This is a genomic window from Actinomadura formosensis (assembly GCF_050948385.1).
Taxonomy (GTDB): Bacteria; Actinomycetota; Actinomycetes; order Streptosporangiales; family Streptosporangiaceae; genus Spirillospora; species Spirillospora formosensis.
The window spans coordinates 3,673,619-3,694,872 of the sequence record NZ_CP192011.1 but is presented as its reverse complement, the minus strand read 5'-3'; the positions used below and the strand labels follow the sequence as shown (position 1 = coordinate 3,694,872).

Genomic DNA, 21,254 nt, shown 5'->3' with positions numbered 1-21,254 from the left:
CCTGCGACCACGACCACACCCTCCAACTCCTCGGCGACGCCCTCGCCACCGCCGACCTACCCCCCTCCAAAGCCGCCCACCAGCGCGCCAAACCGGCGGGCAGACACCCGAAAACCACTCGCACCCCCACCCGCCCATCCGCCACACTCCACATCCTGTGGGACACCTGCACATCTTCGACATGGACGGCACCCTCCTCACCGGCACCACCGCCAACCTCGAAATCGCCCGCCACCTCGGCACCCTCCCCGAACTCCACGAACTCGAAGCCCGATTCACCACCGACACCCTCGACACCCGCGGCTTCTCCACCGAGATCCACCGCCTCTGGCGCGACCTCACCCCCGACATCGTCGCCACCGCCTACACCACCGCCACCTGGCTCACCGGCATCGCCGACGTCTGCGCCGACATCCGTGCCCGCGGCGAACACTCCGCCGTCATCACCATGTCGCCCGACTTCTTCGCCCGCCACCTCCTCGATCTCGGCTTCGACGACGTCATCGCCTCCCGCTTCCCCCCGATGCCCTTCACCGGCACCCTCGACCCCACCGGCATCCTCACCCCCGCCGACAAGGTCCGCGTCACCGAAGAGCTCCGCACCCGCCACCGCCTCACCCTCACCCAATGCACCGCCTACGGCGACTCCATGTCCGACGTGCCCCTCTTCCGGCACCTCACCAACACCGTCGCCGTCAACGCCGACCAGCACCTCGCCGACATCGCCGCCCTCGACTACCGCGGCACCGACCTCACCGAGGCCTACGCCCTCGCCCGCACCCTCACCACCTGACCCCCGCAGCGGGGCGGGGGGAGAGGGGGAGCGGGGACGGTCAGCCGCCCCGGCGCCCCTCCACGGGCCCCAGCAGCGGATGCACCCGCATCGCCGCCTCCAGTTCACCCGGCAGCTCATCCCGGTACCGCCCAAGCGTCGACAGATCCGCATGCCCCAGCACCCGCCGCACCGCATCCATGTCCGTCGCCGCCGCCAGCAGATGCGTCGCCGTCGTATGCCGCAGCCCATGCGGCGTCACACTCCGCCGCCGCCCCGGCTCCACCCGCTCCAGCACCCGGTCGATCACCCCCTGCACATCACCCCGCGCCAGCCGCCGCCCCCGCCACGACAACAGCAGCGCCTTCGGCTCCCGCCCCCGATCCAGCAGCCCGCGCCCGTCCACCAGATACGCATCCAGCACCTCCACCACCGGACGCGGAAGCGGCACATCCCGCGTCCGCCCACCCTTACCGAAGATCCGCCAATACCGCGTCCCCCCGTTCACGAAAAAATCCTCGGTGTTCGCCGCCGTCAACTCCGACACCCGCGGCCCCACCGCCGCCAGCAGCAACACGATCAACCCGTCCCGCAACTCCGTCCGCTGATCCACCCGCCGCCGCGCCGCCACCGGCTCCTCCGCCAGCTCACGCGCCGCCCCCAGCAGCCCCTCCGCCTGCTCCACCGTCAACGCACGCCGCTCCGCCCGCAACCCACCCCGATGCTTCGGCCGCACCGTCACCGCCTGCATCGGATTCAGCTGCACCCACCCCGCCACCACCGCATACCGGAAGAACGCCGACACCGAACGCCGGAACCGCGCCTGCGACGCCGCACTCTGCAACGGCCCGCCCCCAGCCGCCACCGGACGCACCCGCCGCCGCTCATCCGGCTTGCGCGCGAACCGAAGCAGCACCTCATCGACGTCCTCACCCGTCAGATCGTCCAGCACCCGATCCGGGCCGGCCAGCGCCGCGAACGTCACCACGTCCCGCGCGTACACCTCCGCCGACGCCGGCGCCAACGCCCCCGTCGAAGTCTTCGCACGCACCATCTCCCCATAACGATCCGCACACTCGGCCACCGTCAGACGCTGAACATCGGAAGGACGCACCCGCCGGACGCTACCGCCCGCCACCGACAAACACCCCTAAGATCGGCACGATGACGGACCGCGCACTGTTCGACCAGGTCAGCGAGATCATCCGGGGATCGACCCCGCCCGCCCTCGGGCACCCCCACGTCCAGACACGCCACAACGGCGTCAAAGCCTGGTTCGGCGACCCCGCACCCCACCGCGAACACTACGAAGCCCAGATCATCCCCGCCGACCTCGCACCCGGCGCCCGCACCCACGCCGTCGAAATCGGCTTCCACGCCGAACACCGCAACGAACCCGACAACGACGCCGCCCTCACCCGCCTCCTCACCACCGAACCGCAGTGGCGCGCCGAACTCGGCGACGACCCCGTCACCGGTGTCTTCCTCGGCCGCCGCACCTGGCGCCGCATCTCCGAAACCTGGCCCGACCTCGACCTCGACGGCCCCGACATCCCGTTCGAGATCGGCGTCCGCCTCGTCGACTACATCCGCACCCTCGAACCCCGCCGCCGCGGGGTATGACCCGGGGCACGCACCACCGGACGAGGGGGAGGGGCCGTGCTCATCGGCACATCGGGATGGCAGTACACCGACTGGCGCGGCGTCCTCTACCCGCCCGGCCTCCCGCAGCGCCGCTGGTTGCAGCACTACGGCGACGTCTTCGCCACCGTCGAGAACAACAACGCCTTCTACCGCCTGCCCAGCCGCGAAACGTTCGAGCTGTGGCGCGACAACACCCCGCCCGGCTTCGTCATGGCGGTCAAGGCGAGCCGCTACCTCACCCACATGAAACGCCTCAAGGACCCCGCGGAACCCGTGGCCCGCCTCATGAACGCCGCCAACGGGCTCGGCACCAAGCTCGGCCCCGTCCTGCTGCAACTCCCGCCCACCCTGCAGGCCGACACCGACCGCCTCACCGCCTGCCTGCGCCAGTTCCCCGCGGAGGTTCGCATCGCCGTCGAACCCCGCCACCCCTCATGGTGGACGGACGAGACCCGCCGCGTCCTCGAACGGCACGGCGCCGCCCTGTGCTGGGCCGACAGCCTCGGCCGTCCCCAGACACCCCTCTGGCGGACCACCGGCTGGCTCTACCTGCGCTTCCACGAAGGGCCTGCGGAGCCCTGGCCCGAGTATGACGACCAGACCCTCCAGACCTGGGCGGGCGAACTGGCCCACGACGAAGACGCCTACGTCTACTTCAACAACGACCCAGGTGGCGCCGCCGTCCGCGACGCCCTCCGTTTCGCCGCCCTCGTCACCCCCGACACCTCTCGTTCCGAGCCGGGGGAGCACGGATGACCCGCTCGCTCTCGGGGGCGTGCAAGCGCGGCCCGACCACCGGGCGTGAACGGATAAAACGTCACAAATGTCGCAAACCAGACAGAATTCAGCTTCTGTCTGGTTTGACCGCAAACCCGGGCGAGCCCTGCCGGCGGAGGAGAGGCGGCGGCCCGCCGGACCCCGCACCGCCGGACACCCCGTATCGGGCGAGACTGGCACGCATGGACGACCTCATCCCACCCCCGCGCCTGGTCCCGCCGACGGAGGCCGTGCGCGAGTCGTTCCTGGCCGGGGAGAAGGCCGACCACCTGGCGAGCGGCGACCCCATGGACTGGCTGGACGAGGCATTCGAGGACTTCGGTGCGTTCGCCGCGCGGCGCCGCGGCGTCCAGGAGCGCTGGGGCGTTCCGTGCACGACGTTCTGGTACGTCTCGGGTGAGCATTACCTGGGCACGCTGATCGTCCGGCACCGCCTGACACCGGAGCTCGCCGAGGTCGGCGGCCACGTCGGCTATCACGTCGTCATGCCATGGCGGCGGCGGGGCCACGCGACGCGGATGCTCGCCGCCGGCCTGGTGGAGTGCCGCCGCCTCGGCCTGGACCGCATCCTGCTGACCTGCGCCACCGGTAACGACCCGTCCCGCCGCGTGATCATCGCGAACGGCGGTGTTCACGACGGCCGCGCCCGCGGCGAGGACCGCTACTGGATCGAACTGTGAAGGAGCCCCATCAGATGGGCACTGAGGTTGGTGAATGCCGAAACTCGATGAACATCTTGAAAAGATCAATAATTGGCCTAGAACGGCACAATATGACTTCAGGCACATGTGGCCACATTTGGTCACCGGTTCACCGCTGAACTTGATTGTGGGTTCTACTTGCCATGGAGGGGCGAGCCCAATCGCATGGGAGATCTGGATCCATGGCCACTGTCAAGAGGATCGCATCGGTCATCACCGCGACGGCAGCGGTTTTCGGGCTTGCGGTGCCGGCAGGCGCGGCGTTGGCAGGTGAATTCAACGACTGTACGGCGGCCGTGGCCGAAACCTGCCTTCTGGTCACGTTCGAGACCGGTGGAGACGACCTGCGCGGTGGCGGCGTCGGCTTGACGGTACGCGTCGATGTCAGGGCTCGAGGCGGTGAAGCCCGGGGGCCGAGATCCATAGGGAACGTGAACCTGGGTGCGAGTTGGGGAAGTAACACCTCTCACACGATCGGGATCAATCTCCGACAACTCTACGGAGTAGACATTCCGGCAGGCGACATCAGTTCCATCGCCCTAGAGCCCGATTTGCGCGCCTACGGCCCCTTCGAGGGCACCGACAACTGGGACCTCCGGGCGGTCACCGTGCGCCACAGGGTATTCGGTGCGGCACCCACCACCCTGACACAGGCGAGCGCACTCACGCCTTACCGGTTCACTATCAATAATGCCACCGCATATGTCCGGATCGATGATCTCCTCGACGGAGGCTTCGAATGGACGCAGTCGCCGCCGCTGGTGGTCCCCCCGTGGTTCACGGAAGGTCCAGATTCCAAAGGTCTTGACATTGGCCGAGGGTTGGCCGACACCGGCGCGAACAACGCGTGGATCCGCACCTCGAGCCGGAACTGGAATGCGATTCTGCAAACGATCCCGGTGGACCCGAATCGAAACTATGTCCTACGCGGGTTCGTTCGGACGTCCGGTCACGGTAACGGCGCCGATGTGAACACCGCCTTCTTCGGCGTTCGGATGTCCGGGATATGGCCGCCGGTCGAACAGCACTTCGGGCCCAGCCCGGCCGGGAAGTATCAGGAAATCGTGCAACCGTTCAATCCAGGTAATCGCACTTCGGTCACGGTATTCTGCGGGTTCTGGGGAATGGGCACTGACGGCTGGATGCAGATCGACGGCCTGTCGGTGTTCCCTTCCTGAGCCGCTCAACCACGTCGGCTTGAATCGGCCTGCGGCGTCGACGGCCGACGTGCTCGCCGATTCCATGTGTGGGCGAAGAACTCGTCGACGTCATGTGGCGATCACGGCCAAGGGGTCCGCTCCACGACGGCGAATCATGCGAGCGAAACCCACGTCGGCATGCGACGCGCGGCCGCTCAGCTTGCCTCAGACTGCAGGGACGCGGTGATGACAGGTTGGGACGAGTGCGCTCACCTGCCGGAACCCGCCTCAGAGCTTGGTCGATAATGAACATTATGTTAAGTGAGGCGGAGGGAAGGCGGGGGCGGGCAGCGGCCGGTGGTCTTGATCGTGCTCCCCTGCTGTGGGCAGACTGATCGTTACCTTGGTGGGATCCGTCGACTGCGGTCCGAGTTCGGGTGGTGGCGCATGGTTCCGGAGGGTTTCGTTCGCGCGTTGGACGGGTTCGAGGCGGTGCTCGCGGCGGTGCCGGCGGACCGGTGGCTTTCGCCGTCGCCGTGCGCGGGCTGGGCCGCGGTCGATGTGGCGGGGCATGTGATCGCCGGGCTGTCGGTGATCGAGCTGCGGGCGGCCGGGCGGCCTCTCCCCCAGGACGATCCGGATTGGCGGGTGGTCGCCGGTACCGATCCGGTGATGAGCTGGCGTGCGGTGCGGGCCCGGATGATGGCGGAGCTGGAACGGCCGGGGGCGCTGGAGCGCCGGATTCGGCTGGCGTTCGGGGAGATGACGGTGTGCGAGTGGGTGGAGCGGTATCCGCTGGAGTTGCTCGTCCACACGTGGGATCTGGCGCGGGCCACCGGGCAGGCGGCCGCGCTGGACGCGGATCTGGTGGGTCCGGCGCTGGAGACGGCGCGGCAGATGGGGCCGCGCGGGCGTGAGATGGGCAAGGTCGGCCCGGAGGCCGCCGTGGCCGGTGATGCCGATGATCAGTCGCGGCTGCTGGCGCTGTTCGGCCGTGATCCCGCTGCCTGACCCCTCTCCCCCGGCGGATCCGGGGGGTGCGCGTGGAGCGGCGCGGCGGTTAGAGTGCGGGTATGCGACAACGACATTGATCTTCGGCTGAGGCGGGGCTCGCGCGGAGGCTGTACGTCTACGCGTTCTTTGAGGATTTCGTTCTTCTGTACCCGGTGTATGCGGTGTTGTTCGCCGATACCGGGTTGTCTCCCGCCGCCATTTCGTCGCTGTTCGTGATCTGGTCGGTCACGGCGTTCGGCTTTGAGGTGCCGTCCGGTCTGTGGGCGGATCTGTTCTCGCGCCGGTTGCTGCTCGTGGCCTCTCCCCTGCTGGCGGGGGCGGGTTTCGGGTTGTGGGCGTTCTTTCCGTCGTATCCGGCTTTCGCCGCGGGTTTTGTGCTGTGGGGTGTCGGGTCGGCGTTGCGGTCGGGGACGACGCAGGCGCTGGTGTACGAGGAGTTGGAGCGGGTGGGGGCGACGGGCGTGTACGCGCGCCTATTCGGGCGTTCTGAGTCGGTGTCGCTGCTGGCGGTGGTGGCGGCGTCGGCGGTGGCGTCGCCGGTGCTGGCGGTCGGGGGTTATCGGGCGCTGGGGGCGGCGAGCGTGGCGGCGTGTGCGGCGTGTGCGGTGGCGGGGTGTTTCCTGCCGGAGACGCGGGTGCCCGGCGGGGACGGGCAGGAGCCGTCGCCGGGGTCGGTGGTGCGGGAGGGGTGGGCGCAGGTGCGGCGGGAGCCGGCGGTGCGGTGGGCGCTGGTTCTGGTGACGGTGTTGGAGGGGGTGACGTCGTTGGATGAGTACGTGCCGCTGCTGGTGCGGTCGACGGGGGTGGCGGAGGCGTCGGTGCCGTTGCTGGTGCTGGTGGTGACGGTCGGGGACGCGGTGGGCGGCTGGCTGGCGGGGCGGGGTGCGGCGTGGCTGGCGCCGGTGCTGGCGGTGGGTGGGGGGTGCCTGGCGGTGGGGTCGCTGAGCGGGCGTCCGGGTGGGCTGGTCGGGGTGGCGGTGGCGTTCGGGGTGTTCCGGTGGGCGATGGCGGCGGCGGATGCGCGGTTGCAGGACCGGATCGGGGACGGGGCGCGGGCGACGGTGACGTCGGTGGCGGGGTTCGGTTCGGAGACGGTGGCGGTGCTGGTGTTCGCGGGGTGGGCGTTGGGGTCGCGGTGGGCGGGTGCGGGGGTGCTGATGGGGGTGGCGGCGGTGCCGTACCTGGTGGTGGCGGTCGTGCTGGGGTGGGCGCGGCTAGGCGAAAGGCGCAGGGCGGGCGAGGGTGGTCGGGCGTAGGTTTTGGTCGGGTGTTTCGTGGTCGGGCCATGCGATGTCGTCGACCGCCGGCCATGGTTCGCCGGCCACGGTCGCCGGGGTTGCTCCGGTGAACGCGATGACGTCGCGATGCAGGTGGGACTGGTCGGCGTAGCCGCCTTCCGCCGCGACTCGGGCTGCGTTTTCGCCCGCGGCCAGGCGGTGGGCGGCATGGTCGAAGCGGACCAGTGCGGTTTCGGAGCGACAAGGTTCTTCGCCGGGGTTTGGGCACCGGGTTCAGCCGCCACGGTTACGCGGTTCCCCAGCGGCTCGTCAACGATGTGCGCGGCATGACCTACCACGCGCTCACCGCGACATCGCGGGCGGTCGAGGGCTACCTGAAGCAGCGTGCGCTCCCCGATCGGCTGGCGCCCCTCGGTAAGCCGCTGCTGGTGATCTTCGGTGCGGAGGACCGGAGATGGCGTTCCTCCTCCGCCGCCGAATACCGTGTCGTTCCGGGCGCGAGAGTGGAGTTGCTGTCCGATGTCGGGCACTCCCCCATGCTTGAGGATCCGCCGCGGACCGCCGCGCTCCTCCTGGCCTTCACCGCGCTCCACGCCGTGCGGGCGAGCTGAAGCCCGCGTGGCAGGGCCACCCTCCGCGGGGTGGTGGGTGCCTATCGGGATCTGTGGGGCGCTGGGTGTCTCGGGGTGTGTTTCTTGAGTGCTCGGCCGAGGGCGGCGATGCCGTCGGTGATGTCGGATGTGGTGGCGGCGGCGTAGCCGAGGACGAGGCCGGGCTGGGTGGGGCGTTGGGCGTGCCATGACAGCGGGTGGACCTTCACGCCCTCGTGCAGGGCCGCGGCGGCGAGTGCGGCGTCGTCGATGTGCCTGCCGGTGTTTTCGCCGAAGGTGATGGTGAGGTGCAGGCCGGCGGCGGCGCCGTGTACGGCCGTGTCCGGCAGGTGCGCGGCGAGTGCGGCGATCATGGTGTCGCGGCGGCGCCGGTGGCGGCGCCGCAGCAGCCGCAGGATGCGTTCCATCTCTCCCGAGGTCATCAGTTCGGCGAGGACGAGTTGCGGCAGGGCGGCGTTGCCGAGGTCGGCGAAGCGTTTCTCGGCGATGACGGCGTCCAGGAAGCGGGGTGGCGGCACGAGCCAGCCGGTCCGCAGCGCGGGGGCCAGCAGTTTGGAGACGCTGCCGGCGTGGAAGACGCGGTCGGGGAGCATGGATCGCAGGGCTGGGGCGGGTGGTCGGTCGTAGCGGTGCTCGGCGTCGTAGTCGTCCTCGATGACCAGGCCGCCGGTGGCGGCCCAGCGCAGCAGGTCGCGGCGGCGGTCTCCGGTCAGCACGACCCCGGTCGGGAACTGGTGGGCGGGGGTGAGCAGGACGGCGGGGGCTCCGGATTCGCGGAGCCGGTCGACGCGGACGCCGCCGTGGTCCACGGGGATGGGAGGGGTGGTGATCCCCCAGTGCCGCAGGTGTTGGCGGACGCCGAGGGAGCCGGGGTCCTCGACCGCGACCGTGTCGATGCCGTCGTGGGTCAGGGTGCGGGCGATGAGGCCGAGGGCTTGTGCGGTGCCCGCGACGATGACGATCTGGGTGGGGTCGGCGCGGATGCCGCGGGTGCGGGCGAGCCAGGCGGCGACGGCGGTGCGCAGTGCGGGCGTGCCGCGCGGGTCGCCGTAGCCGAGTCCGGCCGCGGGCAGGTCGCGTAGGACGGTGCGTTCGGCGCGTTGCCAGGCGGCGCGGGGGAACGCCGACAGGTCGGGGACGCCGGGGGTCAGGTCGATGCGGGCGGGTGCGGCGCGCAGCACGTCGAAGGCGTCGGTGCCGGGCGCTGTGGGGAAAGGGGCGCCGGGTGGTGGGTTCGGGGTCGGCGCGGGTGGCGGGGTGAGCGGGGCGGCGACGACGATGGTGCCGGCGCGGCCGCGTCCGGCGATGTGGCCGTCGTCGATGAGGCGCTGGTAGGCCTCGGTGATGACGCCTCGGGAGACGCGCAGGTCGGTGGCCAGGGCGCGGGTCGCCGGCAGGCGGCTGCCGATGGGCAGGCGGCCGTCGGCGATGGCGTTGCGGAGCCGTTCGGTGAGCCAGTCCGACAGGCCGCCGGGTGGGGCGTCGGCGGGGTCGAGTTGCAGGAAGTCCGACCCTCGCGTTACGGACCGGTCGGATTCGCCGGTATTGGACCTGTGCACTGGACCATTGTGGGCTCCAGGGTGATCGTATGAAGACCACCAGGTATGTGCACGGATATTCCGGGCGTGAGGCGCGGCGGCTCGGTGACCAGGCCGATGCGCTCGCCGACCTGCTGTACGAGGGGACGTCGTACCCGGAGGGGAGCCGGGTGCTGGAGGCCGGCTGCGGGGTCGGTGCGCAGACGGTGCATCTGGTGGCCCGCTCCCCCGGCGCGCGTGTGACCGCCGTCGATGTGTCCGAGGCGTCGCTTGCGCAGGCCCGTGCGCGGGTGGCGGCGGCGTGTCCGGGTGCGCGGGTGGGCTGGCTGCGGGCCGACCTGTATGACCTGCCGTTCGGGGAGGGGGCGTTCGACCATGTGTTCGTGTGTTTCGTGCTGGAGCATCTGCGGGATCCGTGCGGTGCGCTGGTGGCGCTGCGGCGGGTGCTGCGGCCCGGTGGGACGCTCACCGTGATCGAGGGCGACCACGGGTCGGCGTTCTTTCATCCCGACAGTGCCCATGCCCGCGCTGTGATCGCGCACCAGGTGGCGCTGCAGGCCGCGGCGGGTGGGGACGCGCTGATCGGGCGGCGTCTGCAGCCGCTGCTGAGCGATGCCGGATATGCGCGGGTCGCCGTCGTCCCCCGGACCGTGTACGCCGACCGGGCGCGGCCTGTGCTGGCGGAGGCGTTCACGCGTGACACCTTCGCCGCGATGGTCGCGGCGGTCCGCGATGACGCGGTCGCCGCCGGGCTGGCCACGCCCGCCGACTGGGACCGCGGTATCGCCGACCTGCACCGTGCCGCCGGGCAGAACGGGACGTTCCACTACACCTTCTTCAAGGCGACCGCTGTGAATCGGCCGGTCAGTTCTCGGGCAGGAGCGGGCCGAGGGGGCCCAGGTCGAGGTTGAGGTCGTGGTCGTCGAGGCCGAAGTGGTCCTTGAGGCGGGTCATGGCCTCCTCTAGCCGCATCAGCGCCAGCCCGAGGTCCTCGATCTGCTGGTCGGTCAGGTCGCCGCCTTCGGCGCGGCGCAGTGCCTGCCGCTCCATCAGCTGGCGGATCAGTTCGACCAGGGTCAGCACCAGCTTCACCAGGTCGCGTTCGACGGTTTCGGGGTCGGACCGCAGCCGCTGCATCGTCCGGGACGAGCGTTCCCGCAGGTCCCGCTCCCGGACGGGTGCGGCTCGCACGGGGGCGTGATCGGATGGGCCGCCGGTGCGGCCGGCGAGGATGTCGTCGGTGAACGGGTCCCCGGCGGCCGGGTCCCGTACCGACACCTCCCCCGCCACCGGCGCACGGGTGTCTCGGTCGGGTCGGCTCATGGTTCCTCCTCCTCGCCGGGCTCGTCGGGCAGCAGTTCGGCGCGGACGGCCGTGACCAGTGCCCGCAGGGACACCTCCACCAGGTCCACCCCGGCGATCGAGATCACCAGGTCTCCGGTGATGACGACGCCGCCCGCCAGGAGCCGGTCGAGCAGGTCGACCAGCGCGATCCGCTCCATCGGGGCGTCGGTGCCGTGGTCCAGGACGGCCGTCACACGTCCTCCGGTGAGTGCGTGTCCGGGGTGTCGGCGGTGTCGATGAAGGAGTACGGCGGCCATGGCCCCGTCACCTCCACCTCGATGCCCGCCAGTTGCTCTTCGGTGGCGCGTGTCACCGCCAAGAATCCCTCTACCTGTTCCTCGTCCAGCAGGTAGGCGACGTTGAGGATCTGCGTGCCCGGCCGCCCGGACAGGCGGGGGTCCTGCGGCGGGTGGTGCCGGGAGGCCACCGCGTGGCCGGCGAGTTCGGCGTGCACGGCGTCGATCTGCTCGCGCACGCGGCGTCCGGCGTCGGCGCGCCGGCGGCGTTCCTGTTGCCGGCGCCGCAGGTACGCCGTTCCCACGCCGGCCGAAGGGCCGCCGGGCGGGCTGCCGGGTTGGGGGCCGGTGGGGGGCTCGGCGCTGGGCGCGAGCCCCCCACCGGGATCTGGGGTGTCGCCGCCGGTGTCGCCGCGCAGGGCTTCGGGGTCGGCGTAGGCCTTCACGCCCCACTCCGACCGGCCGGAGATCAGGTCGAGGACCCGGGTGAACCGCTCGCCCTGCGCGGCCAGCACCTCGGCGACCCGCGCGTCGTCGCGGTAGATCGTCGCGATCCGCACCGGTGCGGTCGGTGCGGCGTGCGCGGCCCGGCCCACCACGTCGTGGTGGGCGCGGGCGGTGGCCTCCAGCCATCCCAGGTCCTCCAGGTTGGCGCGCAGTGCCGCCTCGCCGTAGTCGGCCAGCGCGACGGTGCTGACCAGCGCGGTCAGTTCGCCCGCGACGACGCCGCGCACGGGTGCGCCCGCCACCCCGGCGGCGTCGTGCAGCGTTGCCGGGTCCAGGCCGCGCGCCACCCCGTACAGGTAGACGGCGGTGTCGCCGGCGAACCGGGTCCCGGTCATGATGTCGGTTCCTTCCCTGCTTCCAGGGCGGCGAGCCGCTCGCGCAGCCGCCGGTTCTCCTCCAGCAGCTCACGGTCGGCGGACGGGCCGCTCTCGGTCTCGTTGTGCCGGGCCTTGGACGACAGTGAGGGGTCGTGCTCCCACCAGTCGATGCCCATCTCCTTGGCCCGGTCTACCGATGCCACCAGCAGCCGCAGCTTGATGGTCAGCAGTTCGATGTCGAGCAGGTTCACCCGGATGTCCCCGACGATCACGATCCCCTTGTCGAGGATGCGCTCCAGCAGGTCCGCCAGGTTGGCCGATGTCCGCTCACCGGACATCGACCGTGCCGGGGACCGGGAGCCGGTCCAGGAGATCTCGCTCACGTGTGCTCAGTTCCTCTCCACTTGTCCGCGGGGGTAGCGGCGGGCGCGGTGGTAGGCGACCAGTTCGCCGTCCGCGTCCACCTCGGTGGTGTAGGCCGCGAGGATGTCGGCGGAGTTGGGGATGCGGTGGGTCTCCACGACCTCCACCGTGACGCGCCAGCCGTCCTCGCCGGTGCGTTCGATCCCCACCACGCTCTCGGCGCTGCGGCCGGTCATCGCGGTGACGTGCTCGACCGCCCGTTTGGCGGCCTCGGACGCGGACATCATCGCGGCCTCCCCTACCAGCCCGTTTGCACGCCGCGGGCGCGGCCCTCGTTCAGCCGGTGGATCAGTTCCTCCTCGCGGGCGGCGGCCTCCTCCTCGGTGATCTCACCGGCGGCGGTCTCGTCGGCGACCTGCTGCATCTCCGCGGCGATCCGCCCCGGGTCGTACAGTTGCGCCTCGGCCTGCTCGGTGAGGGTCTCGGCCAGCCACATCACGCCCCGCACGGGCGCCAGCGGCAGGGTCACCAGCCCGGTGAACAGTCCCATGGTCTCCTTCACTCCTCCGGGACGAAGTCGTAGGGCGGCAGCGGCCCGATCAGCCGGATGCGGATCCGGTCGCCGTGCTCGCGGCCCAGTTCGTCCACGGCCTGCTCGAACGCCTCGCGGTGGTCGGCGCGGACCAGGAACGAGGCGTCCAGGACGTCCTCCTCGCGGGCGGGGGTCTTGCGGGTGAACGCCTCGGCCGCCGGGGCCACCCCGTCCAGCAGGACCTGCCCGTCGTGCTCGCGGCGCCGCTCCATCGCCTGCGCGATCAGCTCGCCGAGCCGGATCCGGTCGTAGTAGACCGCGTCGGCGGCGTCCGGCGGGACCTCCCGCAGCCGCCGCGACAGTTCGGCGATCTCCGGTTCGGCCGTCATGATCTCGCCGAGCACCGTGTCCTGGACGTAGGTGGCCTTCACGCGCAGTTCCACCCGTCCGTCCAGCTGGTCCAGGACCTGCCCGAGACGTTCGGAGTTGGCGGCCAGCAGTTCCTTCTCCACGGCGGCGTGGTCGGCCAGCGCGGCGCCGAACCGGAACGGCAGCACTACGGTCCCGGCGTCCACCAGCGCGTTCAGCACCCGCTGGTGCGCCACCAGGTCGGCGCGCTCACCCAGTGCCCGGCCGGTGGGCAGGTCGCTGACGATCGCGGCGCACACGCCGCCGTTCTCCACCAGCGACACCGGGCGGTCGTCCAGGCCGGCCACGTCGGCGGGCAGTGGCGTGCCCGAACGGGTCACCCCGTACACGTACTGCGGGACCCGGTCGCCGGAGCCGGGGGGGTTGTGCGGCGTGCTCATTCGTCCTCGTCCTCCTTCTTGCGGGACGAGCGGCGCCGTGCGGGCTGCTGTTCCTCATCGGATTCGTCCGAGCCGCCGAAGGTCTCCTTCAGCCGCTCCTGAGCGCCCTCCAGCGCGCCGCGCGTCTTCTTCTTCGCGCCCGACTCCTGCATGCCCCCCACGAACTGCGGCAGGCCCTGGGAGGTGCCGTCGTGGGCGATGTCGAGCCGGTTCACCGCCTCGGCGAAGCGCAGGTAGGTGTCGACGCTGGCGACCACGATCCGCACGTCCACCGTGAGGATCTCGATGCCGACCAGCGACACCCGCGCGTACAGGTCGATGACCAGACCCTTCTCCAGGATCAGGTCGACGACGTCGGCGAGGCCGCTGCCGGATCCGCCACGCTGGACTTGGTTGGTGCCCGAAGTCTGCTGGGCGATCGGCCCAGTCATGTCATCACCTCGAATGGGGGTTGTTGTCGGGGTTTCGCACGACCGGGGTTTACCCTCACTGACCTCTCTAAACGGATGACCTGGTTTCGGTCAGCGGCGGGTCAGCGCACCCGGCCCGGTGCGGGCGGCCGAACCGGCCCGCCCCGGGAGCGAAACGCCCCCGGGGCGGGCCGGGGGCGTTCAGGCGGTTGCGGGGCTCGGGGGTCAGCGTTTCCTGGCCGTCAGGCGCCCGGCGACGACGCCCGCGGCGGCGGCCGCCACCACCGGCGCCGCCCGCAGGAACCGCCGCAGCGTCACCAGCTTGACCAGGGCCGCCGCATGGCCGGGCAGTGCCGCCACCTGCCCGCCGGCCCGCGCGGTGGCCCGCGCGGTGGCGTCGGCGGTCTTCTGCGCGGCGCCGGCCGCACCGCCGGCCGTGCTGCCTGCGGCACCGCCCGCCTCGCCGGCGGCCGTCTTGGCGGTCGTGCCGGCGCGGGTCACGTTCTTGCTCATCTGTCCGGACCCGTTGTCGGGAACCGAGGGGGTTTCCATCGTCCGTCCTTCCATCTGGGGCTTTTGTGTCTGGGAAACGTGCGGGCGCCGGGTCGGCCGCTTGCGCGGCCGCGGCGGCGCCTCACCGGCGCAGAAGCCGAAACCGTCGGTGCCGGGACCGGTCTGCGTCACAAAGACGGTGGCGAAGCCGACGCCGGCGTAGACGCGCGATGCGGATGTGCATCCCGGGGGTGTGCTCGCGCAGCGGCCGTGTGGCCGCCTCGTCCTCGGTATTGCCGTACCCGGCCTGCTCGCCGTAAACATGGCGGTCCGGGCGTGGGACGGTTGGAACCGTCGGTCCGGGTATGGCGAAGGCCATGCCCGCCCAGCCGCATGCCCCACTGCCCGGTGCGCACGCGCCGCGCCGCGGCGGCCCTGCCCGGCTGCTGCGCCCCGGGTCCGCCCGCCGAGCCGCGCAGCCGCTGGCCTGATGGGCTGCGCTGCTGGCCCTCTGCCTGGGGCTGGTGTCCGGCATCTCTCACCGAGATCACCGTCGGGGCGCTGGCCGCTGCGGCCGGTGCTGTCGCCGCGGTGGCCGCCGGGCTGCGGCTGCCCTTCACCCGCGGCGCCGTCGCCGCCGCCCGCCACCCCGCCGCGCGGCGGGGCCGGTCGGCGTTCCCGGCGGGCGGGACGTGCCGCCGGCGCGGTCACCGCCGCCCGCCTGCACGCGCTGCACTCCGGCCACATCGGCGACTACGCCGCCTGGCTCACCGCTGGCGTCGCCGTCCTGGCCCTTCTCACCACCTGCTTTCGACCCCGTCCCGCGGCGGCCGTCCCGTCCTGGCCGCCAGCGCCGCACCGGTGACCCGTGCCGCCCCCCCCGGGGGGCGGGCTCAGGGGCTCCACAGACGGCGTCTGCGGTAGCGGGGCTCCCACATCACCCGGTTGCGCTCCCGCAGCGGCCGGGGCAGCGCCGTCAGGAACCGGCTCCGCTCGACCGGCGCGATCCCGTCCACCACCCACGGCACGAACAGCGGCACGCCGGCCCGGCAGCGGGCGCCGGCCTCGACGGCCAGCGCCCGCCACTCCCCCGGCGCCAGCACCGCCTCGGCCAGCGGCAGCGCGGTCGCCTCCTCGTGCCGCAGATGCGCCTCCAGCGCCTCCCGCAACGTCCGCACCGCGCCCGGCGCGGCGCCGCGGTCCCCCAGCGCCGCGTCGACATCGGCGACCAGCGGGCCGATCCCGGTGTGCTCGGCGCGGATCTCCTCCAGCACCGCCCGCTCGGCGCGGCGCCCCGCGACCGCCTCCCGCACCCGCGGCCACAGCAGCCGGTCCTCCAGGTCATGGTGCATGTCCAGCTGATCTTTGAAGTTGTCCCAGCCCGCGCGGACGTGCGCGGCCCCGCCCTTGCCCGCCGCCACGGCCGCCGCCAGCCGGTCCAGGTCCCGGCGGAATGCGTGGTGCGCGGCGTACAGCAGGGTGTGGCAGACCGCCTCGCGTGGCTGGACCACGAAAGTTCCCATACTGATATGAGCGCCCGGGCCTCACGAATGTGACGTCTGCCGGGCCGGGCGAGATGCACCTCACACCCCGGCCCCGCCGGCACCGGGTTCAGGTGCGGGCGATGGCGGCGTCGATGCCGTCCAGGACGAGTTCAAGACCGTCCTCGAACGCCTCCCGCGCCGCCTGCTCCAGGTACGGGACATCGTCGTGGCCGGCGGGCTGCGCACTGCCGTACAGCCTGGACACCAGGGGGAAGCACTCGCCGAACCCGGGTGCCACCTCCTCCAGGGCGTCGGTGCGGCCGTACCACCACTGCTCCTCCGACAGGCCCGTCGCCTGTGCCGCCTGCCGCGACTCGGCGAGGGTCTGCGCCGTGCCCCGCACCACGCTCGCCAGCGCCGACACCGCCCGCCGGACACGCCGCGCGTCCAGCCCGGTCGCGGTCAGGACGCCCAGCAGCGCCTCCAGCGCCCGGTACTCGTTGGGGCCCAGCACCGGGCGGGCCTGGGAGACCTGCAGCATCCACGGATGCCGCAGGTAGAACTCCCAGGAGTCCTGCGCCCAGCGCATCAGTGCCGGCCGCCAGCCCCCCGCAAGGTCGTAGCTGGCGGGCAGCTCGGCCAGCGCCCGGTCGTACATCAGGTCGACCAGTTCGCTCTTGCCCGGGACGTAGGTGTAGAGGGCCATCGCCGTGCGGCCGAGGCGCTCACCGACCGCGCGCATCGACAGCGCCGCCATTCCCGCCTCGTCGGCGACGGCGATCGCGATGTCCACGATCAGTTCCACGCTCAGGCCCGGTTTCGGCCCCGGCCCGTGGCGGGACGGCCCCGGCGCGCGCCACAGCAGTTCCATCGAGCGGCGCGGATCACCCTGCCCGGCGAAGACGACCAAGCCACATCTCCTTATGGCATAAACTGATCCTTCTCTTTACAGTCTAAGCCATTAAGGAGCCCCATGTCCGTCCAGCCGACGGCTCCGCCGCCGGGCGGGCGCGCCGCCGCCGACGCCCACGACGTCATCGAGGTCCGCGGCGCCCGGGAGAACAACCTCGCCGGCGTCGACCTGGACGTCCCCAAACGCCGCCTCACCGTGTTCACCGGCGTGTCGGGGTCGGGCAAGTCGTCGCTGGTGTTCGGCACCATCGCCGCCGAGTCGCGGCGGCTGATCAACGAGACCTACACCGCGTTCGTGCAGGGGTTCATGCCGCCCGTCGGCCGCCCGGACGTCGACGCGCTGCGCAACCTCAGCGCCGCGATCGTCGTCGACCAGGAACGGATGGGCGGCAACGCCCGCTCCACCGTCGGGACCGCCACCGACGCCCACACCATGCTGCGGATCATCTTCAGCCGGATCGGCCGGCCGCACGCCGGCACCTCCTCGGCGTTCAGCTTCAACAACGCCGAGGGCATGTGCCCCGCCTGCGAGGGCCTCGGCCGCGCCTCGCGGGTCGACATCGACCAGCTCGTCGACCGCGACCTGTCGCTGAACGAGGGCGCCATCACCGTCCCGGGCTTTGCCGTCGGCTCCTGGTACTGGAAGGTGATCGCCGAGTCCGGCCTGGTCGACCCCGACGCCAAGGTGCGCGACTACACCCCCGCCCAGTGGGACGACTTCCTCAACAAACCCGCCACCAAGATCAAAAGCAGCGGGATCAACACCACCTACGAGGGGCTGCTGGTCAAGGTGCGGCGCCTGTACCTCGGCAAGGACAAGGAGACCCTGCAGCCGCACATCCGCACGTTCGTCGACCGCGCCGTCACCTTCAGCGCCTGCGCCGCATGCGGCGGCGCCCGGCTCAACCCCGCCGCCCTGGCCAGCCGGATCGCCGGCCGCAACATCGCCGACTGCGCCGCCATGCAGATCAGCGACCTGGCCGGGTTCGTCCGCGAGATCACCGACCCGTCCGTCGCGCCCGTGCTGGCCACCCTGCAGGGCACCCTGGACTCCCTGGTCGAGATCGGTCTCGGCTATCTCAGCCTGGACCGCGAGTCCACCACCCTGTCGGGAGGCGAGGCGCAGCGCGTCAAGATGGTCCGCCACCTGGGCTCCAGCCTCACCGACGTCACCTACGTCTTCGACGAGCCCACCGCCGGGCTGCACCCCCACGACATCGCGCGCATGAACGACCTGCTGCTGCGGCTGCGCGACAAGGGCAACACCGTCCTGGTCGTCGAGCACAAGCCCGAGACGATCATGATCGCCGACCACATCGTCGACCTCGGCCCCGGCGCCGGCGCCTCCGGCGGGCGGGTGTGCTACACCGGCGACCTGGCCGGGCTCCGCGCGTCCGGCACCCTCACCGGACGCCACCTCGACCACCGCGCCCGGCTGCGCGACACGGTCCGCGAGCCGTCCGGGCACCTGTCGATCAAGGGCGCGGACCTGCACAACCTCAAGAACGTCGACGCCGAGATCCCCCTCGGCGTCCTCACCGCCGTCACCGGCGTCGCCGGGTCCGGCAAGAGCTCCCTCATCCACGGGGCGCTGCCCGGACGCGACGGCGTCGTCGTGGTCGACCAGTCCCCCATCCGCGGATCCCGCCGCAGCAACCCCGCCACCTACACCGGGCTGCTGGATGCGATCCGCACCGCGTTCGCCAAGGCCAACGGCGTCAAGGCCGCCCTGTTCAGCGCCAACTCCGAAGGCGCCTGCCCCACCTGCAAGGGCATCGGGCTGGTCTACACCGACCTGGCGATGATGGCCGGCGTCGCCTCGGTCTGCGAGGAGTGCGAGGGCCGCCGCTACACCGCCGAGGTCCTCACCCACACGCTGCGCGGCAAGGACATCAGCCAGGTCCTGGCCATGTCGGTCGCCGAGGCCCGCGAGTTCTTCACCGCCGGCCCGCCGGCGCCGCAGGCCCGCGCCGTCCTGGACCGCCTCGCCGACGTCGGCCTGGGCTACCTGACCCTCGGCCAGCCGCTCACCACCCTGTCCGGCGGTGAGCGGCAGCGCCTCAAGCTCGCCATCCACATGGCCGAGAAGGCCGCCGTCTACATCCTCGACGAGCCCACCACCGGCCTGCACCTCGCCGACGTCGACCAGCTCCTGGCCCTGCTGGACCGGCTCGTCGACGCCGGCAACACCGTCATCGTCATCGAGCACCACCAGGCCGTCATGGCGCACGCCGACTGGATCATCGACCTCGGCCCCGGCGCCGGCAGCGACGGCGGCGAGATCGTCTTCACCGGCACCCCCGCCGATCTGGTCGCCGGGGCCGACACCCTCACCGCCCGCCACCTGCGCCAGTACGTCGGCGCCTGACCCGCGCCGGCCCGCCGGGGCCCGCCTCCCCGGCGGGCCGGCGCGGTGCGGCCCCGGCCAGGACCTCCAGGTAGTGGGCGTTGGACATCACGCCCACGAGGTTGCCGAACGGGTCGATCACCGACGCGGTCACGAACCCCTCACCGCGCTCGGTGATCTTCTCGTGCTCGCGGGCGCCCATCGCCAGCAGCCTGGCCACCGCCGCCTCCAGATCGTCCACGTGCCAGTACATGATCGCGCCGCCGGGCTCCCCGGTGCCCGGGCCACCGGGACGGAACCGGGCGTCGACCAGGCCCAGCTCGTGCGCGTAGTCCCCCACCCGGAACTCGTAGTAGGCGGCGCGGCCGTCCGGGCCCGGGGCGCTGAAGTACGGGCGGACGCCCAGCAGCTCGGCGTACCAGTCCCCGGCGGCCTCCAGGTCGTCCGCCCACAGGCTGATGGTCGCGAATCCTCGCAGCATGGCGTGCCTCCCCTTGCCGTTGCGGGACGGGCCCTCCGTCCCGGTTCCGGCGACGCTAGACCGCCAATAGGTCAGCGAACGTCCTAGCAGGACGGCAGGATGGCGAACATGCGTGATCCGTCCGGGCGGCTGCTGCGGCTGCTGTCCCTGCTGCAGACGCCCCGCGAATGGTCCGGCACCGAACTGGCCGCGCGGCTCGGCGTCACCGCCCGCACCATCCGCCGCGACATCGACCGGCTCCGCGGCCTCGGCTACCCCGTCCACGCCACCCACGGCAACACCGGCGGCTACCGCCTCACCGCCGGCACCGCGATGCCGCCGCTGCTGCTGGACGACGAGGAGGCCACCGCCATCGCCATCGGCCTGCGCACCGCCGCCGCCGGTGCCGTCACCGGCATCGAGGACACCTCCCTGCGCGCCCTCGCCAAACTCGAACAGGTCCTGCCCCACCGGCTCCGGCAGCGCGTCGCCGCGCTCACCGAGGCCGCAGCGCCGCTCCCGCCGCACGACGGTGCGCCGCCCCCCGCCGAGTCCGCCGTCCTGGCCCTGCTCGCCGCCGCCTGCGTCACCCGCGAGATGGTCCGTTTCACCTACACCGCCGCCGGCGGGCAGCGGGCCCGGCGGCTGGCACAGCCGCACCGGCTCCTCACCGCCGCCCGCCGCTGGTACCTGCTCGCCCACGACGAGGACCGCGCCGGCTGGCGCACCTTCCGCGCCGACCGCATCACCGACCCCCACCGCACCGGGATGCGCGGCCCCGAACGGGAACTGCCCGGCGGCGCCGACCCCGTCTCCTGGACCATGGACGCCCTCGCCGGCGGATCCGGGACGATCCGCGCGCGGCTCCTGCTGCACGTCCCCATCACCGAGGCCGCCGAGCACGTCACCGCCTGGCAGGGCGTCCTGGAACCCGCCGGCGACCACGCCTGCCTGCTGCACACCCGGTCGGACTCACTGCGGTTCCTCGCCCACCGCGTCGCCCTGCTGCCCGTCGACTACACCCTGCTCGACCCACCCGAACTCGCCCCGCACCTGGCCGCCATCGCCCGCCGCGCCACCCGCGCCACCCGCGACCTGCCCACCTAGCCGAGAGAGGTGTCGCCCAGCGACTCCAGCAGCGTGCGCAGCGCGGCGGCGATGCGGTCACGGCCGGCCGGGTCCAGCCCCGCCAGCAGCCGGTCCTCGTTGGCGGTGTGCAGGCCGAGCAGCTCGTCCACGACCTCCAGGCCCCGCGGGGTCAGCCGAACCCGCACCGACCGCCGGTCACCGGCGTCACGGACCCGCTCGACCAGCCCCTTGGCCTCCAGCCGGTCGATCCGGTTGGTGATCGCGCCCGAGGTCACCATCGCCGCCTTCAGCAGCGCCCCCGCCGTCAGCTCATAGGGGGCCCCGTGCCGGCGCAGCGTCGCCAACACGTCGAACTCCCAGCGCTCCAGGCCGTGCGCGGCGAAGAAGGCCTTCAGCTCCCGGCCCAGCAGCTGCTGCGCCCGCGAGATCCGCCCGATGACGCCCATCGCCGACACGTCCAGGTCGGGACGCTCACGCGCCCACTGCGCCAAAATCGCGTCCACCGCGTCCGCCATCGC

The 21,254-nt window shown here is 72.1% G+C and carries 27 protein-coding genes; 12 read left to right on the top strand and 15 right to left on the bottom strand.

Annotated features, from left to right (window positions below; all coding sequences use genetic code 11):
• The first annotated feature begins 157 nt into the window (after nt 1-157).
• Nucleotides 158-793: an HAD family hydrolase gene (locus ACQP1N_RS17465; protein ID WP_433225238.1), complete on the top strand. Its 636-nt coding sequence runs from the start codon at nt 158-160 to the stop codon at nt 791-793.
• Nucleotides 794-833: 40 nt separating this feature from the next.
• On the opposite strand, the gene ACQP1N_RS17460 is transcribed toward ACQP1N_RS17465, so the two are convergent.
• Nucleotides 834-1,886, bottom strand: coding sequence for a tyrosine-type recombinase/integrase (locus tag ACQP1N_RS17460; RefSeq protein ID WP_067803493.1), 1,053 nt, complete (start codon nt 1,884-1,886; stop codon nt 834-836).
• A 50-nt stretch (nt 1,887-1,936) separates the two neighbouring features.
• Here ACQP1N_RS17460 and ACQP1N_RS17455 point away from each other — a divergent pair, with 50 nt between their 5' ends.
• The 7 genes from ACQP1N_RS17455 (at nt 1,937) to ACQP1N_RS17425 (ending at nt 7,896) form a co-directional block, all read left to right on the top strand.
• Entirely contained in the window at nt 1,937-2,395 is a 459-nt protein-coding gene (locus ACQP1N_RS17455; protein ID WP_067803439.1) for a hypothetical protein, read from the top strand.
• 36 nt (nt 2,396-2,431) lie between these two features.
• Nucleotides 2,432-3,172, top strand: a complete 741-nt coding sequence (locus ACQP1N_RS17450; protein WP_433225236.1) for a DUF72 domain-containing protein — start codon at nt 2,432-2,434, stop codon at nt 3,170-3,172.
• Nucleotides 3,173-3,375: 203 nt separating this feature from the next.
• Nucleotides 3,376-3,873, top strand: coding sequence for a GNAT family N-acetyltransferase (locus ACQP1N_RS17445; RefSeq protein ID WP_433225234.1), 498 nt, complete (start codon nt 3,376-3,378; stop codon nt 3,871-3,873).
• Between the two features lie 203 nt (nt 3,874-4,076).
• Nucleotides 4,077-5,072 carry a hypothetical protein gene (locus tag ACQP1N_RS17440; RefSeq protein ID WP_067803448.1) on the top strand — a complete coding sequence of 332 codons (996 nt, stop codon included), beginning with the start codon at nt 4,077-4,079 and terminating at the stop codon, nt 5,070-5,072.
• Between the two features lie 435 nt (nt 5,073-5,507).
• Nucleotides 5,508-6,044 carry a TIGR03086 family metal-binding protein gene (locus ACQP1N_RS17435; RefSeq protein WP_433225232.1) on the top strand — a complete coding sequence of 179 codons (537 nt, stop codon included), beginning with the start codon at nt 5,508-5,510 and terminating at the stop codon, nt 6,042-6,044.
• A 164-nt stretch (nt 6,045-6,208) separates the two neighbouring features.
• The gene (locus ACQP1N_RS17430; RefSeq protein ID WP_433225230.1) at nt 6,209-7,303 is read left to right on the top strand and encodes an MFS transporter; all 1,095 of its coding nucleotides are present in this window, start codon (nt 6,209-6,211) and stop codon (nt 7,301-7,303) included.
• 206 nt (nt 7,304-7,509) lie between these two features.
• A complete protein-coding gene (locus ACQP1N_RS17425; protein ID WP_433225228.1) occupies nt 7,510-7,896 on the top strand; it encodes an alpha/beta fold hydrolase in 387 nt (128 codons plus the stop codon).
• A gap of 41 nt (nt 7,897-7,937) precedes the next feature.
• Here ACQP1N_RS17425 and ACQP1N_RS17420 read toward each other — a convergent pair whose 3' ends face one another.
• Nucleotides 7,938-9,455 (bottom strand): PLP-dependent aminotransferase family protein, encoded by a 1,518-nt coding sequence (locus ACQP1N_RS17420; RefSeq protein WP_433225226.1) that lies wholly within the window; start codon nt 9,453-9,455, stop codon nt 7,938-7,940.
• Between the two features lie 29 nt (nt 9,456-9,484).
• On the opposite strand from ACQP1N_RS17420, the gene ACQP1N_RS17415 reads away from it, so the two are divergent.
• The gene (locus tag ACQP1N_RS17415) at nt 9,485-10,345 is read left to right on the top strand and encodes a methyltransferase domain-containing protein (RefSeq protein WP_433225224.1); all 861 of its coding nucleotides are present in this window, start codon (nt 9,485-9,487) and stop codon (nt 10,343-10,345) included.
• On the opposite strand, the gene ACQP1N_RS17410 is transcribed toward ACQP1N_RS17415, so the two are convergent.
• The 9 genes from ACQP1N_RS17410 to ACQP1N_RS17370 all read right to left on the bottom strand — a co-directional run bounded on the left by ACQP1N_RS17410 (nt 10,299) and on the right by ACQP1N_RS17370 (nt 14,504).
• On the bottom strand, nt 10,299-10,757 hold the full coding sequence (locus ACQP1N_RS17410) for a gas vesicle protein K (protein ID WP_433225222.1): 459 nt from the start codon (nt 10,755-10,757) through the stop codon (nt 10,299-10,301). The two genes, ACQP1N_RS17415 and ACQP1N_RS17410, sit on opposite strands and share 47 nt — an antisense overlap.
• Entirely contained in the window at nt 10,754-10,972 is a 219-nt protein-coding gene (locus ACQP1N_RS17405; protein WP_433225220.1) for a gas vesicle protein, read from the bottom strand. Before ACQP1N_RS17405 ends, ACQP1N_RS17410 begins: the two co-directional genes overlap by 4 nt.
• A complete protein-coding gene (locus tag ACQP1N_RS17400) occupies nt 10,969-11,856 on the bottom strand; it encodes a GvpL/GvpF family gas vesicle protein (RefSeq protein ID WP_433225218.1) in 888 nt (295 codons plus the stop codon). Before ACQP1N_RS17400 ends, ACQP1N_RS17405 begins: the two co-directional genes overlap by 4 nt.
• Entirely contained in the window at nt 11,853-12,221 is a 369-nt protein-coding gene (locus tag ACQP1N_RS17395; RefSeq protein WP_242608984.1) for a gas vesicle protein, read from the bottom strand. Before ACQP1N_RS17395 ends, ACQP1N_RS17400 begins: the two co-directional genes overlap by 4 nt.
• A gap of 6 nt (nt 12,222-12,227) precedes the next feature.
• The gene (gvpO, locus tag ACQP1N_RS17390; protein ID WP_067803466.1) at nt 12,228-12,488 is read right to left on the bottom strand and encodes a gas vesicle protein GvpO; all 261 of its coding nucleotides are present in this window, start codon (nt 12,486-12,488) and stop codon (nt 12,228-12,230) included.
• Between the two features lie 11 nt (nt 12,489-12,499).
• A complete protein-coding gene (locus ACQP1N_RS17385) occupies nt 12,500-12,751 on the bottom strand; it encodes a gas vesicle protein GvpG (protein ID WP_067803469.1) in 252 nt (83 codons plus the stop codon).
• Between the two features lie 8 nt (nt 12,752-12,759).
• Entirely contained in the window at nt 12,760-13,542 is a 783-nt protein-coding gene (locus tag ACQP1N_RS17380; RefSeq protein ID WP_433225215.1) for a GvpL/GvpF family gas vesicle protein, read from the bottom strand.
• Nucleotides 13,539-13,973, bottom strand: a complete 435-nt coding sequence (gvpJ, locus tag ACQP1N_RS17375; protein ID WP_067803476.1) for a gas vesicle protein GvpJ — start codon at nt 13,971-13,973, stop codon at nt 13,539-13,541. Before gvpJ ends, ACQP1N_RS17380 begins: the two co-directional genes overlap by 4 nt.
• Before the next feature lie 204 nt (nt 13,974-14,177).
• Entirely contained in the window at nt 14,178-14,504 is a 327-nt protein-coding gene (locus tag ACQP1N_RS17370) for a hypothetical protein (RefSeq protein ID WP_433225212.1), read from the bottom strand.
• Between the two features lie 517 nt (nt 14,505-15,021).
• Here ACQP1N_RS17370 and ACQP1N_RS17365 point away from each other — a divergent pair.
• Nucleotides 15,022-15,309 carry a hypothetical protein gene (locus tag ACQP1N_RS17365; protein WP_433225210.1) on the top strand — a complete coding sequence of 96 codons (288 nt, stop codon included), beginning with the start codon at nt 15,022-15,024 and terminating at the stop codon, nt 15,307-15,309.
• 28 nt (nt 15,310-15,337) lie between these two features.
• On the opposite strand, the gene ACQP1N_RS17360 is transcribed toward ACQP1N_RS17365, so the two are convergent.
• Together ACQP1N_RS17360 and ACQP1N_RS17355 are read right to left on the bottom strand one after the other, a co-directional pair.
• The gene (locus tag ACQP1N_RS17360) at nt 15,338-15,967 is read right to left on the bottom strand and encodes a hemerythrin domain-containing protein (protein WP_067799765.1); all 630 of its coding nucleotides are present in this window, start codon (nt 15,965-15,967) and stop codon (nt 15,338-15,340) included.
• An 88-nt stretch (nt 15,968-16,055) separates the two neighbouring features.
• The gene (locus ACQP1N_RS17355) at nt 16,056-16,838 is read right to left on the bottom strand and encodes a TetR/AcrR family transcriptional regulator (RefSeq protein WP_433225208.1); all 783 of its coding nucleotides are present in this window, start codon (nt 16,836-16,838) and stop codon (nt 16,056-16,058) included.
• 63 nt (nt 16,839-16,901) lie between these two features.
• On the opposite strand from ACQP1N_RS17355, the gene ACQP1N_RS17350 reads away from it, so the two are divergent.
• Nucleotides 16,902-19,208 carry an ATP-binding cassette domain-containing protein gene (locus tag ACQP1N_RS17350; protein ID WP_433225206.1) on the top strand — a complete coding sequence of 769 codons (2,307 nt, stop codon included), beginning with the start codon at nt 16,902-16,904 and terminating at the stop codon, nt 19,206-19,208.
• On the opposite strand, the gene ACQP1N_RS17345 is transcribed toward ACQP1N_RS17350, so the two are convergent.
• Nucleotides 19,171-19,668, bottom strand: a complete 498-nt coding sequence (locus ACQP1N_RS17345) for a VOC family protein (protein ID WP_084263030.1) — start codon at nt 19,666-19,668, stop codon at nt 19,171-19,173. The two genes, ACQP1N_RS17350 and ACQP1N_RS17345, sit on opposite strands and share 38 nt — an antisense overlap.
• Nucleotides 19,669-19,776: 108 nt before the next feature.
• Between ACQP1N_RS17345 and ACQP1N_RS17340 the strand changes: the two genes are divergently transcribed.
• On the top strand, nt 19,777-20,754 hold the full coding sequence (locus ACQP1N_RS17340) for a helix-turn-helix transcriptional regulator (protein WP_433225202.1): 978 nt from the start codon (nt 19,777-19,779) through the stop codon (nt 20,752-20,754).
• Here ACQP1N_RS17340 and ACQP1N_RS17335 read toward each other — a convergent pair.
• Complete coding sequence (locus ACQP1N_RS17335) at nt 20,751-21,251, bottom strand: MarR family winged helix-turn-helix transcriptional regulator (protein WP_067799754.1); 501 nt, start codon at nt 21,249-21,251, stop codon at nt 20,751-20,753. The genes ACQP1N_RS17340 and ACQP1N_RS17335 overlap by 4 nt on opposite strands.
• Nucleotides 21,252-21,254: the final 3 nt, after the last annotated feature.